The sequence below is a fragment of the Mycobacterium sp. IS-1496 genome, from assembly GCF_001499995.1.
GTDB lineage: Bacteria > Actinomycetota > Actinomycetes > Mycobacteriales > Mycobacteriaceae > Mycobacterium.
This window is the reverse complement of the sequence record NZ_LQIU01000010.1, coordinates 63898-78567: the sequence shown is the minus strand read 5'-3', so window position 1 is coordinate 78567 and position 14670 is coordinate 63898. Positions and strand designations below refer to the sequence as shown.

Below are 14670 nucleotides of genomic sequence, written 5' to 3'. Positions count from 1 at the left end.
CCGCTAGAGGCGTTCGACGATCGTGGCGTTGGCCATGCCGCCCGCCTCGCACATCGTCTGGAGCCCGTAGCGGCCGCCGCGCTGTTCGAGCGCGTTGACCAGCGTGGTCATGATCCGCACGCCGCTGGCGCCGAGCGGATGTCCGATCGCGATCGCGCCGCCGTTGACGTTGGTCTTGGCGAGGTCCGCCCCGGTGTCGCGGGCCCAGGCCAGCACCACCGGCGCGAAGGCCTCGTTCACCTCGAACAGGTCGATGTCCGACAGCGCCAGGCCGGCGCGCGTGAGCACCTTCTCGGTGGCCGGAATGACCCCGGTCAGCATGTAGAGCGGATCCGAGCCGACGGCGGTCGCGGTGTGGATACGTGCCAGCGGGCGCAGCCCGAGCCGGGTGGCGACCTCGGTCGTGGTGATCATCACCGCGGCGCTGCCGTCGGACAGCGGTGACGAGTTGCCCGCGGTGATCTCCCAGCCGATCGCAGGGAAGCGCTCCTCGTAGGCCGGGTGGTAGAAGGCCGGCTTGAGCCCGGCCAGGGTCTCCGCACTGGTGCCGGGACGGATGATCTCGTCGGTGGCGAGCCCGGCGATCGGGGCCAGCTCCTGGTCGAACAGCCCCGCCTTGGTCGCGGTGGCGGCCTTCTCGTGGCTGCTCGCCGAGAACTCGTCGAGCTGGGCGCGCGAGAGCCCCCACTTCGCGGTGATCAGTTCCGCCGAGATGCCCTGCGGCACAAGCCCGTCAGGGTAGCGACGGGCGAAGTCGTCGCCGAAGGGGTGGCTGCCCGGCAGCACCGCCGAACCCATCGGGACACGGCTCATCGACTCGACACCGGCGGCGATCACGATGTCGTAGGCGCCCGAGACCACGCCCTGGGCCGCGAAACTGATGGCCTGCTGGCTGCTGCCGCACTGGCGGTCGACGGTGGTGCCGGGAACCGACTCCGGAAAGCCCGCGCCCAGAAGCGCGTTGCGGGCGATGTTGACGGCCTGGTCGCCGACCTGGGTGACCGCGCCGGCGATGACGTCGTCGATCTGCGCAGGGTCGACGCCGGTACGGACGATCAGTTCGCGCAGGCTGTGGGCGAGCAGGTCGGCGGGCAGCACCCCGTGCAACGCGCCACCCGGTTTGCCCTTGCCGATCGGCGTCCGGACCGCCCCGACGATGACGGCGTCGCGCCCGGTGAATCCGCTCATGACTGCTCTCCTCTGAGTATGGTTACGGCTACCTAGATGTGTCTACCACCTAGGTATAGTGAGAACAACTCAGAGATGGGGATGATTCCGTGGCCGTGCTGCAGGGGCCGTTGGCCGATCGCGACGCCTGGTCGGCGGTGGGGCAGTGCCCGATCGAGAAGACGATGGCGCTGCTGGGCACCAAGACGACGATGCTGCTCATGCGCGAGGCGTTCTACGGCACCACCCGGTTCGAGGATTTCTGGCGACGGGTGGGCGTGACCAAGGCCGCCGCCGCGGCGCGGCTGGCCGAACTGGTCGACGCCGGCCTGCTCGAGCGCAGGCCCTATCAGGAACCCGGTCAGCGGCGCCGCGACGAATACGTGCTGACCGACGCCGGTCGTGACTTCATGCCGGTGGTGTGGGCGCTGTTCGAGTGGGGCAGGCGTCACATCGACGACAGCAGGCTGCGGTTGACCCACCTCGGCTGCGGCGAGGAGGCGACCGTGGAGATCCGCTGCGCGGCAGGCCACGAGGTGCCCGCCGACGAACTCGGTATGAGCCTGATCAGACGCAGTCGGCCGAACACGCCCTGACGCCACCCGGGTGGGCGCTACTGTCGGCCCGTGCTGCATCTGCGGGTCGTCGCACCGGAGGATCTGCGGGATCCGGTGCTCGACGTGCTGCGCCGCGAAGTCGGCGTGGCGAACATCCTGCTGTATCCCGGCGTCTCCCTGGATCCGGCCGGTGACGAGATCACCGCGGACATCGCGCGCGAATGCGCCAACGACGTCATCAAGCACCTCAAGGATCTCGACGTGCACCATCGCGGCGCCATCACCCTGGAAATCCTCGACACCGTGCTGTCGACGCGGGCGCATCGCGCCGAGGACGAGGCCGACGGAGATCCCGCCGACGCGGTGATCTGGGACGAATTGATCGGGCGCACAAGGGAAGAAGCCACCCTGAGCGTCACCTTCCTGATGTTCCTCACACTGGCCTGTCTGCTCACCGCGATCGGTGTGGTCACCGACTCCACGGTCACCGTCGTCGGCGCCATGGTGCTGGGTCCGGAGTTCGGCCCCCTTGCGGCGCTGGCCGTCGCGCTGGTGCAGCGCAGGGCCACTCTCGCGCGGCGCGCGGCCCTGGCCCTGATCGTCGGGTTCCCCGTCGCGATGGGGGTCACCGCGGTGTGCACCATGGCGGCCGAGGCGATGGGCTGGTTGACGGTGGAGGCGGTCGCGAACGTCGACGAGGTCGACTTCATCTTCAAGGTCGGCCCGATCTCGTTCATCGTGGCGCTGCTGGCCGGTGCGGCGGGCATGCTGTCGCTGGTGTCGGCGAAGGCCACCGGTCTGGTCGGCGTGTTCATCTCGGTCTACACCGTGACCGCGGCGGGGTTCGCCGTCGTCGCGGCGACCGTCGGGCAGTGGGACGTCGCGGGCAAGTCGGCGCTGCAACTGCTGGTGAACCTGGTCGGCATCGTGGTGGCCGGCGTGCTCGTCCTGAAGCTGCGGCCGAAGGGCACGCTCATCCCGCGCGTCGCGCAGACCTGAACGCCACGGGGCGTGCGGCCCCCCGCACCATGTGATGGGATCAGCGGATGGACACCCCCGGCTCTGCGTCGGGTGCGTACCGTGCTGCGGTGATGGTCCTGCCTGCCGAGGGTTCGTCCGGGCCCGCCGATGTCGACGGCGTGCTCGCCGAGTACCGCGCCGCCCGCGCCCAGCAGGCGCTGTTCGACGTGCGGGGCGGCGCCGGTTCCGGATACGACGAGTTCGTCGACGCGGCGGGGGAGATCAGGCCCGCGTGGCGGGAGCTGGCGCAGTGTGTGGTCGAGCGCGGCCGCGGCGGGCTGGACCAGTTGCGGGCGGTCGTGCGCAGCCTGGTCGACAACGACGGCATCACCTACATCCACGTCGACCAGCACGGTGACGCGGTAACCGACGACGACGCCGTACCCGGTCCGTGGCGCCTCGACGGCTTGCCGCTGGTGATTTCCGCCGACGACTGGAACCGGCTGGAATCCGGTCTGGTGCAACGGTCCCGACTGCTCGACGCGGTGCTGACCGACCTGTACGGCCCGCAGCGGTCGATCACCAGCGGGGTGCTGCCGCCCCAGCTGGTCTTCGGCCACCCCGGCTACCTCCGCGCGGCGCGCGGCATCGAGATCCCCGGCCGCCATCAGCTCTTCCTGCACGGATGCGACGTCAGCCGCACCGCCGGCGGCTCGTTCCACGTCAACGCCGACTGGACCCAGGCGCCGTCCGGCGCCGGTTACGCCCTGGCGGACCGCCGCGTGGTGGCCCACGCCGTTCCCGAACTCTACGAACAGCTCGGGCCGCGGCCGGCGTCACCGTGGGCCCAGGCGCTGCGGCTGGCGCTGATCGATGCGGCGCCGGAATCGGCCGAGGACCCGGTCGTCGTGGTGCTCAGCCCGGGCATCCACTCCGAGACCGCCTTCGACCAGGCGTATCTCGCAAGCGTGCTCGGCTTCCCGCTGGTGGAGAGCGCGGATCTGGTGGTGCGCGACGGCAAGCTGTGGATGCGATCGCTCGGCACCCTCAAACGCGTCGACGTCGTGCTGCGCCGGGTGGACGCGGACTACGCCGACCCGCTCGACCTGCGTGCCGACTCCCGGCTCGGGGTGGTCGGTCTGGTCGAGGCGCTGCGGCGCGGCACGGTGACGGTGGTCAACACCCTCGGCAGCGGCATCCTCGAGAGCCCCGCGCTGCTGCGCTTCCTGCCCGAACTCGCCGAGGAACTGCTCGGTGAGACGCCGCTCCTCGCCACCGCGCCGGTCTACTGGGGCGGTATCGACCTGGAACGCTCACACCTGCTCGGCAAGGCCGGGTCGTTGTTGCTCACCCCGGTCACGGGCGGCGACACGATCGTCGGGCCTGCGCTGTCGCGACGTCAGCGCGACGACCTGGTCGCGCGGATCGACGCGGCCCCCTGGCAGTGGGTCGGCCGGGAACTGCCGCAGTTCTCCTCGGCGCCCACCGTTCACCGCAGGGGCGGACTGTCGGCGGCCGGTGTCGGCATGCGGTTGTTCACCGTCGCGCAGCGCGGCGGGTACGCGCCGATGGTGGGCGGCCTGGGCTACCTCCTGGCGCCGGGCAGCTCCGCATACACGTTGAACAGTATTGCGGCCAAGGACATCTGGATCCGGACCCCGGCCCGCGTCACCGCCGAGCGCGCGGTGCCGGTCGAACCGGTCGTCGTCGCACCCCCGGCACCGACCACCCCGGGCCGCACCTACGAGATCAGCTCTCCGCGTGTGCTGTCGGACCTGTTCTGGCTGGGCCGGTACGCCGAACGCGCCGAGTACACCGCCCGGCTGCTCAACGTCACCCGCGAGCGTTACCACGAATACCGGTACCGACAGGAGATGGACGGCAGCGCCTGCGTCCCGGTGCTGCTCACCGCGATCGGGGCGCTCACCGGCACCGACACCGGCGCCGAAGGCGATCACCCCGAGATGATCGCGATCGCGCCGACCACGCTGTGGGCGGTCACCGCCGACCGGCACCGCGCCGGTTCCCTGGCCCAGTCCGTCGAACGGCTCGGGCTGGCAGCCCGGTCGGTGCGCGACCAGATGTCGAACGACACCTGGATGGTGCTCGCGGCCGTCGAGCGTGCGGTGCTCCGGTCCTCCTCGGCGCCACCGGAGTCGAAGACCGAAGGTGATGCCTACCTGGCGTCGGCGCACAGCGCGACGCTGGCCGGGATGCTCGCACTGTCCGGGGTCGCCGCCGAATCGATGATCCGCGACGCCGGCTGGACGATGATGGACATCGGCAAGCGCATCGAGCGAGCCCTCGGGCTGACCGCGTTGCTGCGCGCCACCCTCGTCGAGGCACGCACCCCGGACGCCGAGCAGACGATCACCGAATCGACGTTGGTGGCGTGCGAGTCGTCGGTCATCTACCGCCGCCGGATGCTGGGCACGATCAGGGTGGCCGCCGTGGCCGACCTTCTGCTCTTGGACGCGGAGAATCCGCGCTCGCTGGTCTACCAGTTCGACCGGCTGCGGGAGGGATTGCGCGCACTGCCGGGATCGTCGGGTTCGTCGCGTCCGGAGCGGCTCGTCGACGACCTCACCACCCGGTTGCGCCGCGTCGATCCGGCCGACCTCGAGGACGTCTCCGCCGACGGTCACCGGAGCGAACTGGCCGAGCTGCTCGACGTTGTGCACCGCGACCTGCGCGCGCTGTCGAGGGTGATCACCGCGACGCACCTGTCGCTGCCGGGCGGCATGCAGCCGCTGTGGGGTCCCGCCGAACGGCGGCTGGTCCCGTGACCGACGCGGCCGCGGGCACCCGCACCTACCGGGTGACCCACCGCACGGTGTACCGCTACTCCGATGTGGTCACCAGCTCCTACGGCCGCGGCTTCCTCACCCCGAGGGATTCGCCGCGCCAGCGCTGCCTGACCCACGAACTGCTGATCGACCCGGAGGCCGCCGACAGCTCCACCAGCCGCGACACCTACGGCAACGTCAGCTCGTATTTCCATGTCACCGAACGCCATCGGACGTTGAGCGTGGTCAGCAGATCGGTCGTCGACGTGGACCCGCCGCCGGAGAACGTCTACGCGGGCGGATCGGCCAGGGCGCCGTGGGAGATCGCCCGGCCGGTCGGCGCCGACGGCGCACTGGCCACCGAGTTCACGCTCGACCTGCAGCCGCCGGAGATCACCGCGGCCGTACGTGACTACGCCGCACCGAGTTTCACGCCGGGCCGGCCGTTGATCGAGGTGCTGGCCGACCTCGCCTCGCGGATCCACCGCGACTTCACCTACCGGTCCGGGTCCACCACCGTGTCCACCAAGGTCAGCGAGGTTTTGGCGGCGCGCGAAGGGGTATGCCAGGACTTCGCCCGGCTGGCGATCGCCTGCCTGCGCGCGAACGGTCTGGCCGCCAGCTACGTCTCGGGTTACCTGGCGACCGATCCCCCTCCCGGAAAGGAACGCATGGTGGGCATCGATGCGACGCATGCCTGGGCTTCGGTGTGGACACCGCAGAACCAGTGGCTCGGACTGGATCCCACCAACGACCAGATGGAGGACGAGCGGTACATCGTGGTGGGCATCGGCCGCGACTACGCCGACGTCCCGCCGCTGCGCGGCATCATCTACACCGACTCCGACAGCAGCGAGATCGAGGTGTCGGTCGACGTGGCGCCTGTGGAGTCCGCAACCGGGGGTGTGCGCTGATGCGGGACTTCAACTGCCCCAACTGCGGTCAGCGGCTGGCCTTCGAGAACTCCCTGTGCCTCAACTGCGGAAGCGCGCTGGGGTTCTCGCTCGACGACATGGCACTCCTGGTGATCGCACCGCCGAAGGAGAGCGAGCACGCGGGTGCGGTATCGGCACGGCAGTACCGGTTGTGCGCCAATATGCACCTGGCGGAGTGCAACTGGCTCGTGGAGAAGGGGCCGGTCGCCCAGCTGTGCGAGGCCTGCGCACTGACCCGCACCCGGCCCAACGACGCCGACGCCAAGGCGCTGGCGGCGTTCGCCGTCGCCGAGCGGGCCAAACGCCGGCTGATCGCCGAACTGCGCGAACTCAAGCTGCCGATCGTCGGCCGTGACGAGGACCCGGACTACGGACTGGCCTTCGACCTGCTCTCCAGCAGGGACGAGAAGGTGTTCACCGGCCACGCCAACGGGGTCATCACCCTGGATCTCGCCGAAGGCGACGACGTGCACCGCGAACAACTGCGGGTCGCGATGGACGAACCGTACCGGACCCTGCTCGGCCACTTCCGCCACGAGATCGGGCACTACTACTTCTACCGCCTGGTCGGCCCGTCACCCGACTACCGCGAGAGGTTCGGCGAACTGTTCGGCGACCCCGACCTCGACTATCAGGCGGCGCTGGACCGCCACTACAGCGAGGGCGCCCCGGCGGGCTGGGAGGAGAACTACGTCTCCTCGTACGCGACCATGCACCCGGCCGAGGACTGGGCCGAGACCTTCGCCCACTACCTGCACATCCGCGACACGCTCGACACCGCCGCGGCCTTCGGGTTCGCCCCGGCCGGCGCCACCTTCGAACGACGGGTGCTCGGCCCCAGCGGATTCGACACCATCATCGAGATGTGGCTGCCGCTGTCGTGGGCGCTGAACATGGTGAACCGGTCGATGGGCCGCGACGACCTCTACCCGTTCGTACTGCCGCCACCGGTGCTCGACAAGATGCGCTTCATCCACAACGTCATCGACGAGGTGACCGCGGACCCGACCAAACTCGCCAGCTCCGTCGCCTCCCAGCAGCAACAGCAGGGATAGCCGGGCAACACGCGGGGCGGCGTTCGGCCGCCGGCACGGTCCCCGTCCCTACGATCACCCGGTGACCGATCGCTACGGCCGTGACGTGCTGGCCCGCAACCCTCATGCGCCCAAGCGGGCGCGCTCCACCGAACACCCCGTGGAACCGGGAATGGTGGTGGAGGACGCGCAATCCGGTTACGTCGGCGCCGTCGTGCGCGTCGAGACCGGGCGGGTCGAACTCGAGGACCGCCACGGCACGGTGCGGGCGTTCGCGCTGGGTCCCGGATTCCTGCTCGACGGGCGGCCGGTCATCCTGACGGCGCCACGCCGTGCCCCCGCGGCACCGGCGCGCACCGCCTCGGGTTCGGTCGCGGTGGCCGGTGCCCGCGCGAAGGTGGCGCTGGCCGGCCGCATCTACGTCGAAGGCCGGCACGACGCCGAACTCGTCGAACAGGTCTGGGGTGACGATCTGCGGATCGAGGGTGTGGTGGTCGAGTATCTCGGTGGCGTCGACGATCTGGCCGCGATCGTCGAGGAGTTCCGACCAGGCCCCCGCCGCCGGCTCGGCGTGCTCGTGGACCACCTCGTCACCGGCTCGAAGGAATCCCGTATCGCCGAGGCAGTCGGCCGCGGGCCGTACGGTGCGCACACGCTCGTGGTCGGCCACCCCTACATCGACATCTGGCAGGCGGTGAAACCCGCCCGGCTCGGTGTGGCGGCGTGGCCGACGGTGCCGCGCGGCGTGGACTGGAAGCATGGTGTGTGCGCGGCGCTGGGCTGGCCGCACGACACCCAGGCCGATATCGCCAGGGCGTGGCAGCGCATCCGCGGCAGCGTCCGGGACTGGACGGATCTGGAGCCCGAACTCATCGGGCGCGTCGAGGAACTCATCGATTTCGTCACGGCGCCCCCGTCGCCGTGACGTGGTAAGCACGAGACGTGTCCGACTCGCTGTTCGATCTGCCGGCTGACGGACCCGACACGCCGACCGGTTCGGCGGCCGGCGTACCGGTCTCGGCGCCGCTGGCGGTGCGGATGCGTCCGGCGAGCCTCGACGAGGTGGTCGGCCAGCAACACCTGCTCAAACCCAATTCGCCGCTGCGCCGCCTGGTCGAGGGTTCCGGCGCCGCGTCCGTGATCCTCTACGGTCCGCCCGGCACCGGGAAGACCACGCTGGCCTCGCTCATCTCGCACGCGACCGGCCGCCGCTTCGAGGCGCTGTCGGCGCTGTCGGCCGGGGTCAAAGAGGTGCGCGCCGTCATCGAGACCGCTCGCCAGGGCATCCTGCGCGGGCAGCAGACCGTCCTGTTCATCGACGAGGTGCACCGGTTCTCCAAGACCCAGCAGGACGCGCTGCTGGCCGCGGTCGAGAACCGGGTGGTCCTGCTCGTGGCGGCGACGACGGAGAACCCGTCCTTCTCGGTGGTGGCGCCGCTGCTGTCGCGCTCGCTGATCCTGCAGTTGCAGCCGTTGACACCCGACAGCATCGCCGCGGTGGTCCGCCGCGCGGTCGCCGATCCGCGCGGGCTGGGCGGCACCGTGGAGGTCAGCGACGAGGCGGTGGACCTGATCGTGCAGCTCTCGGCCGGCGACGCGCGCCGGGCGCTGACGGCGCTGGAGGTCGCCGCCGAATCCGCCGCGGCGGCCGACGGCCGGGTGTCCGTCGACATCGTCGAACAGTCTCTGGACAAGGCCGCCGTGCGCTACGACCGCGACGGTGACCAGCACTACGACGTCGTCAGCGCGTTCATCAAATCCGTGCGCGGGTCGGACGTCGACGCCGCGCTGCACTACCTCGCGCGGATGCTGGTGGCGGGGGAGGACCCCCGGTTCATCGCCCGCCGGCTGATGATCCTCGCCAGCGAGGACATCGGCATGGCCGATCCGACGGCCCTGCCCACCGCGGTCGCGGCCGCGCAGACGGTGCAGCTGATCGGGATGCCCGAGGCGCAACTGACGTTGGCGCATGCGACCGTGCATCTGGCCACCGCCGCGAAGTCCAATGCGGTCACCACGGCACTCGGGGCGGCCATGAACGACGTCCGCAGCGGCAAAGCCGGTCAGGTGCCCGCACACCTGCGCGACGGCCACTACTCCGGTGCGGCCGAGCTCGGTAATGCCGTCGGCTACGTCTACGCCCACGACCACCCGGACGGGGTTGTGCCGCAACAGTATCCACCCGATGAACTGGTGGGCGTGGACTACTACCGACCCACCGGGCGCGGCGCCGAACGGGAGATCGGCGGCCGCCTCGACCGATTGCGCGCCATCATCCGCAAGCGGCGCTGATCCAACCCTTGACACCCGCACCACACGCGCCTACCGTTGTAATCAACAAAAGAGTTGATCAAGGATATGGTTTACCAATGGCGGGTGGTGCGAGCGACGAGCAGTTGGACCGGGCGTTCATGGCGCTCGCTGACCCCGTGCGGCGGGCGATCGTGGCGCGGCTGTCCCGAGGACCCGCCACCGTCAACGAGCTCGCCGCACCGTTCGACATCACCAAACAGGCTGTGTCCAGGCACATAGGGGTGCTCGAGCAGGCGGGGCTGGTCACCCGCACCCGCGACGCACAGCGCCGCCCGGTGCATCTGGACGCCGCCGCCCTCGAACGGCTCACCGGCTGGATCGACCGCTACCGGCTCGACGCCGAGCGCAGCTACCGCCGGCTGGACGCCCTGTTGGTTCAGACGACCGCGAAGACAACCGAAATTCCAGAGGAGGGACGATCATGACCAAGGCACTCGATCTCGTCGCGCCGGTGGACACGCTGGCCATGGACTACACCCGCGACTTCGACGCACCCGTCGCGGCACTGTTCCGCGCACATGCCGAACCTGATCTGGTTCGGCAGTGGCTCGGCCCGCACGGCCTCGAGATGTCCGTCGAGCGTTGGGATTTTCGCACCGGCGGCGGCTATCGCTACCTGCATTCTGATGAGAACGGCACCTATGCGTTCAACGGTGTCTTCCACACCGTGCGCGAGGATCTGGTGATCCAGACCTTCGAGTTCGAGGGCGCGCCCGACATGGTCAACATCGAGTTCCTCTGGTTCGAGGATCTCGGGGACGGCCGCAGCAGGCTGCGGGGCAGGTCGATCTGCCGAACACCGAGGCCCGCGACGCACTGCTGTCCTCGGGCATGGAACGCGGTATGACGGAGGGCTACGAACGTCTCGACGCGCTGCTGCCGTCGCTGTAAGGCTCCTGCGCAGAGAACGCGGCGCTGGGATACGGGAACACGCAGACGGAAGCGACGGTAGGCCCGCGCACGCCCTTCTGATGAGGGACGATATCGCCGTGCCCCCGCGAGGCGTACTGGCCCGCATCGCGGCCGTCTCCATCGCCGCGCCGCGGCGAATCATCGCGGCCGCGATTCTGGCCGCGGTGGCCGCCGCGGTGTTCGGCATCCCGGTCGCCGGAAAACTGTCGGCCGGTGGCTTCGAGGATCCCGCCGCCGAATCCTCCCGCGCCGCAGCGCTACTCGCCCAACGGTTCGATCAGGGTGACACCCAGTTGCTCATCACCGTCGCCTCACCGCGGGGAGCGACCACTGATCCGGCCCGTGCCGTCGGCACCGACATCGTCGACACCCTGCGCCGCTCACCGCACGTCGTGTCGGTGACGTCGGCCTGGACCGAGACCGGTCCCGCCGCCGAGAGGCTGCTCAGCGAGGACGGCGACACCGGGCTGGTGGTCGCCGGCGTCACCGGTGGGGACGAGGCCGCCCGTAACGCCGAGGAACTGGTGGAGACCGTCGGCGGCGACCGCAGCACGCATGACGGGGTGACGGTGCGGGCCGGGGGCGTGGCGATGGTCGACAGCCAGATCACCGCCCAGACCGAGCGAGACCTGTTGCTGATGGAGTCGATCGCGATCCCCTTCAGCTTCCTCGTCCTGGTCTGGGTGTTCGGCGGGCTGCTGGCCGCGGCGGTTCCGGTGGCCGTGGGGCTGATCGCCATCGTCGGCTCGCTCGCCGTGCTGCACGTCATCACGTTCGTCACCGACGTGTCGATCTTCGCCTTGAACCTCTGCATGGCGATGGGCCTGGCGCTCGCCATCGACTACACCCTGCTGATGGTCAGCCGCTATCGCGACGAACTGGCCGCCGGCCACGATCGCGACACCGCACTGACCCGGATGATGGTCAGCGCCGGCCGGACGGTGGTGTTCTCCGCGACGACGGTGGCGCTGCCGATGCTCACGATGGTGCTGTTCCCGATGTACTTCCTCAAGTCGTTCGCGTACGCCGGGGTGGCGACGGTGGTGTTCGCGGCCGTGGCCGCCCTCGCGCTCACCCCGGCCGCGATCGCCGTGCTCGGCGACCGGATCGATGCGTTGGACGTCCGGCGGCTCGGTCGGCGCCTGCTGCGTCGCCCCGAACCCGCCCCCCAACCCGTGCAGCGCCAGTTCTGGTACCGCAGCACGACTTTCGTCATGCATCGGGCGGTGCCGATCGGCTTGGCCGGCATCGCGGTGCTGGCCGTGCTCGGTCTGCCGTTCCTCGGGGTGCGGTGGGGGCTGCCCGACGATCGTGTGCTGCCGCAGTCGGCGTCCGCTCACGAGGTCGGTGACCAGCTGCGCACGGAGTTCGCCGCCGATCCGGCGACGGCGGTCACCGTGGTGATCCCCGACGCGCGCGAGGTGACCGAATCCGCGCTGAGCAGCTACGCCGCCGACCTGTCACACGTCGAGGACGTGGCGTCGGTGTCGGCGCCGACGGGCACCTACGTCGCCGGGCGGCGGGTCGGACCGCCGGCGGCGGCGACCGGGGTGCGCGACGGCAGCGCGTTCCTCACCGTCTCCACCGACGCGCCGCTGTTCTCGGATCGGTCGCACGCACAACTCGACCGATTGCATCACATCGCCGGACCAGCTGGGCGCCCGGTCGAACTGGCCGGTGTGGCTCCGAGCAACCGCGACAGCGTCGCCGCGATCACCTCACGCCTTCCGCTGGTGCTCGGGCTCATCGCGGTCTCGACGTTCTGCCTTCTCTTCATGCTGACCGCGAGCGTGGTGCTGCCGCTGAAGGCATTGGCGCTCAACGTGCTCTCGCTGAGCGCGGCGTTCGGCGCCATGGTCTGGATCTTCCAAGACGGACACCTCGGCGGGTTGGGCACCACAACCACCGGGACACTGGTGGCCAACATCCCGGTGCTGCTGTTCTGCATCGCATTCGGGTTGTCGATGGACTACGAGGTGTTCCTGATGTCGCGGATCCGGGAGTTCTGGCTGGCCTCGGCACGCACCGCGGCCGATGTGACCGAGAGTGTCGCGCTCGGGTTGGCGCGGACCGGACGCGTGGTCACTGCGGCCGCACTCGTGATGTCGATCAGCTTCGCGGCGCTCATCGCCGCGAACGTGTCGTTCATGCGGATGTTCGGCCTGGGGCTGAGCCTCGCAGTGCTGGCCGACGCGACGCTCGTGCGGATGGTGCTGGTGCCGGCGTTCATGCGGGTGCTCGGGCGGTGGAACTGGTGGGCCCCGAAACCCCTGGTACGTCTGCACCGCCGGATCGGGCTCAGTGAGAGCCGGCTCCCGGATCCTGTGTGAGCGCGCGACCCTATATAGACGCTGGCGTCAAAAAGTGCCCGGCGACTGCATTCACAGGCAAAGGCCCGCGGAAAAGGCGCTCGGGGTGGCTCGGGATTTCGCCGCTGAATGTGACGGGCGTCACGTCGGATATGGCGGGCGGGCGGGGCTTCGTCCATGCGCACTCGGTGCAGGTGTCGCGCCGGCGAACTGGCTAGCCGGGCTTTGTTCGATGCCCGGATGTGAGACGGTGCGACCGCATGAGGTGGGTCGGTGTCAAATGTCCACGCGGGCAAGGCCTCGCGGTGCGGACCGGGATCGCCGCACACCGGTGGGAGCATCCTCGAGCCCGACACCGTTAACTCCTCGCCGCGAAATCGCCGACGTCGCGGCGGTGTCCTCGAATTGCATGGTCCGGGTGGGGAAATGCATTGCTTTGTCCACCGACAAATGCGGCGCGTCCGATTCGCGATCAAGATCGTGTAATTCGACAGCAAATAGCATAAACGGCGTGGAAAACGATCCATGAAAGAATGTTCTGGCAAATTCGCTCAACGGCCGCGTAGGCTGGGCGATTCCCCGGGTCGGGCGCCCTGCGATGTCCGTTCCCGGAGGCCGCGGAGTGCACCGCCACGGACGGACACTTCGGTGATCTGTGCAGGTCAACCGGATCTCTATGGGATCTCTTCGCGGCGCCGGGCTGTCACGATCTCTGCCGCCGATGGTTCGTCGGGCGCCGATCGGAGACCGATGCCCCGGTGGTGAGGCACGCGGTTGTATCCGTAAAGCAAAGCGTTGATATTTCCATGAGAACGGCTTCTCCGATGATTCGAGGCGCACAGATCGGGGTAGCTTGATATCTACCGGTTGAATACCGAAACGTCAGATGTGGAGCGGCCGAATGACCGACCCGTCGGGAGCGAGGAGAGGACATCATGGCCAACGGAGCGAAAGTGGCACTGGCGGTCGGCGCGGGATATTTCCTGGGCAGAACCCGCAAGATGCGGTTGGCGCTGATGCTCGCAGGCGCCGGGCTCACCGGAAAGTTCCCCTCCGGGCCAACAGAACTCGCCGCACAGGGTCTGAAATCGCTGGGGGCGTCCGCGGACGTGACCCAGCTGAGCGAGCAGCTTCGCGGTGAGCTCCTCGGCGCAGCCAGGGCGGCCGCGCTCGCCGCCGCGACCAATCGGGTCAACGCGCTCAACGACCGTCTTCAAGACGTCACGTCGGCCGTCGACACCGACGAGGTGCTCGACGACGTCGGAGGAACCGTCGGGGACGTCGGAGGGACCGTCGGGGACACCGTGACCGGTGTGGGCGACCAGCTCGCACCGGCGGCCGGGTTGAGGCGCCGTCGCAAGGCGGCGAAAGAGCCGGAACCCGAGGACTACGACGACGAGGACATCGAGGACGAGTCCGACGACGAGGCACTGCTTGTCGACGACGACGCCGACGAGGAGGACCTCGACGACACGGATCTGGACGAGGAGGACACCGACCTGGACGAGGAGCTCGACGAGGAACCGGAACCGGAACCGGCGCCGAGACGGCGTCGTGTCACCCGTCAACCCACCGCGGCGAAGACCGCGATGCGTCGGTCCTCCCGGGCCACCGCCGCCGACGAGCCGGCGACATCGGCGGCGCGGCACGGGCGTTCGTCCACCAGGCGGGCACCTGTACGGCGAGGACGGTGAGAA

11 protein-coding genes and 1 pseudogene are annotated in these 14670 nt (G+C 69.5%); 11 read left to right on the top strand and 1 reads right to left on the bottom strand.

Annotated features, from left to right (window positions below):
* Positions 1-3: 3 nt before the first annotated feature.
* Complete coding sequence (locus tag AU195_RS06915; protein ID WP_059158325.1) at positions 4-1188, bottom strand: thiolase family protein; 1185 nt, start codon at positions 1186-1188, stop codon at positions 4-6.
* A gap of 89 nt (positions 1189-1277) precedes the next feature.
* On the opposite strand from AU195_RS06915, the gene AU195_RS06910 reads away from it, so the two are divergent.
* The 11 genes and pseudogenes from AU195_RS06910 to AU195_RS06860 all read left to right on the top strand — a co-directional run bounded on the left by AU195_RS06910 (position 1278) and on the right by AU195_RS06860 (position 14667).
* A complete protein-coding gene (locus AU195_RS06910; RefSeq protein ID WP_059158324.1) occupies positions 1278-1763 on the top strand; it encodes a winged helix-turn-helix transcriptional regulator in 486 nt (161 codons plus the stop codon).
* Positions 1764-1793: 30 nt separating this feature from the next.
* A complete protein-coding gene (locus tag AU195_RS06905) occupies positions 1794-2723 on the top strand; it encodes a DUF389 domain-containing protein (protein WP_059158323.1) in 930 nt (309 codons plus the stop codon).
* Between the two features lie 92 nt (positions 2724-2815).
* A complete protein-coding gene (locus AU195_RS06900; protein ID WP_059158350.1) occupies positions 2816-5470 on the top strand; it encodes a circularly permuted type 2 ATP-grasp protein in 2655 nt (884 codons plus the stop codon).
* Positions 5467-6384, top strand: coding sequence for a transglutaminase family protein (locus AU195_RS06895; protein WP_059158322.1), 918 nt, complete (start codon positions 5467-5469; stop codon positions 6382-6384). The genes AU195_RS06900 and AU195_RS06895 overlap by 4 nt, the downstream gene beginning before the upstream one ends.
* Complete coding sequence (locus tag AU195_RS06890) at positions 6384-7460, top strand: zinc-binding metallopeptidase family protein (protein WP_059158321.1); 1077 nt, start codon at positions 6384-6386, stop codon at positions 7458-7460. Before AU195_RS06895 ends, AU195_RS06890 begins: the two co-directional genes overlap by 1 nt.
* Positions 7461-7521: 61 nt before the next feature.
* Entirely contained in the window at positions 7522-8364 is an 843-nt protein-coding gene (locus AU195_RS06885) for a DUF3097 domain-containing protein (protein WP_059158320.1), read from the top strand.
* Positions 8365-8381: 17 nt separating this feature from the next.
* Positions 8382-9731 carry a replication-associated recombination protein A gene (locus AU195_RS06880; protein ID WP_059158319.1) on the top strand — a complete coding sequence of 450 codons (1350 nt, stop codon included), beginning with the start codon at positions 8382-8384 and terminating at the stop codon, positions 9729-9731.
* A gap of 77 nt (positions 9732-9808) precedes the next feature.
* Complete coding sequence (locus AU195_RS06875) at positions 9809-10177, top strand: ArsR/SmtB family transcription factor (RefSeq protein ID WP_059158318.1); 369 nt, start codon at positions 9809-9811, stop codon at positions 10175-10177.
* Positions 10174-10643 (top strand): annotated as a pseudogene (locus AU195_RS06870) (SRPBCC family protein). Before AU195_RS06875 ends, AU195_RS06870 begins: the two are co-directional and overlap by 4 nt.
* Positions 10644-10723: 80 nt before the next feature.
* On the top strand, positions 10724-12994 hold the full coding sequence (locus AU195_RS06865) for an MMPL family transporter (RefSeq protein ID WP_059158317.1): 2271 nt from the start codon (positions 10724-10726) through the stop codon (positions 12992-12994).
* A 914-nt stretch (positions 12995-13908) separates the two neighbouring features.
* Entirely contained in the window at positions 13909-14667 is a 759-nt protein-coding gene (locus AU195_RS06860; RefSeq protein WP_059158316.1) for a hypothetical protein, read from the top strand.
* Positions 14668-14670 lie beyond the last annotated feature (3 nt).

What these genes read in the sequence shown, in the direction of transcription:
- AU195_RS06900 (WP_059158350.1), top strand. Translation starts at nt 2,816, where the DNA reads ATGGTCCTGCCTGCCGAGGGTTCGTCCGGGCCCGCCGATGTCGACGGC.
- AU195_RS06890 (WP_059158321.1), top strand. Translation starts at nt 6,384, where the DNA reads ATGCGGGACTTCAACTGCCCCAACTGCGGTCAGCGGCTGGCCTTCGAG.
- AU195_RS06875 (WP_059158318.1), top strand. Translation starts at nt 9,809, where the DNA reads ATGGCGGGTGGTGCGAGCGACGAGCAGTTGGACCGGGCGTTCATGGCG.
- AU195_RS06860 (WP_059158316.1), top strand. Translation starts at nt 13,909, where the DNA reads ATGGCCAACGGAGCGAAAGTGGCACTGGCGGTCGGCGCGGGATATTTC.
- AU195_RS06915 (WP_059158325.1), bottom strand. Translation starts at nt 1,188, where the DNA reads ATGAGCGGATTCACCGGGCGCGACGCCGTCATCGTCGGGGCGGTCCGG.
- AU195_RS06865 (WP_059158317.1), top strand. Translation starts at nt 10,724, where the DNA reads ATGAGGGACGATATCGCCGTGCCCCCGCGAGGCGTACTGGCCCGCATC.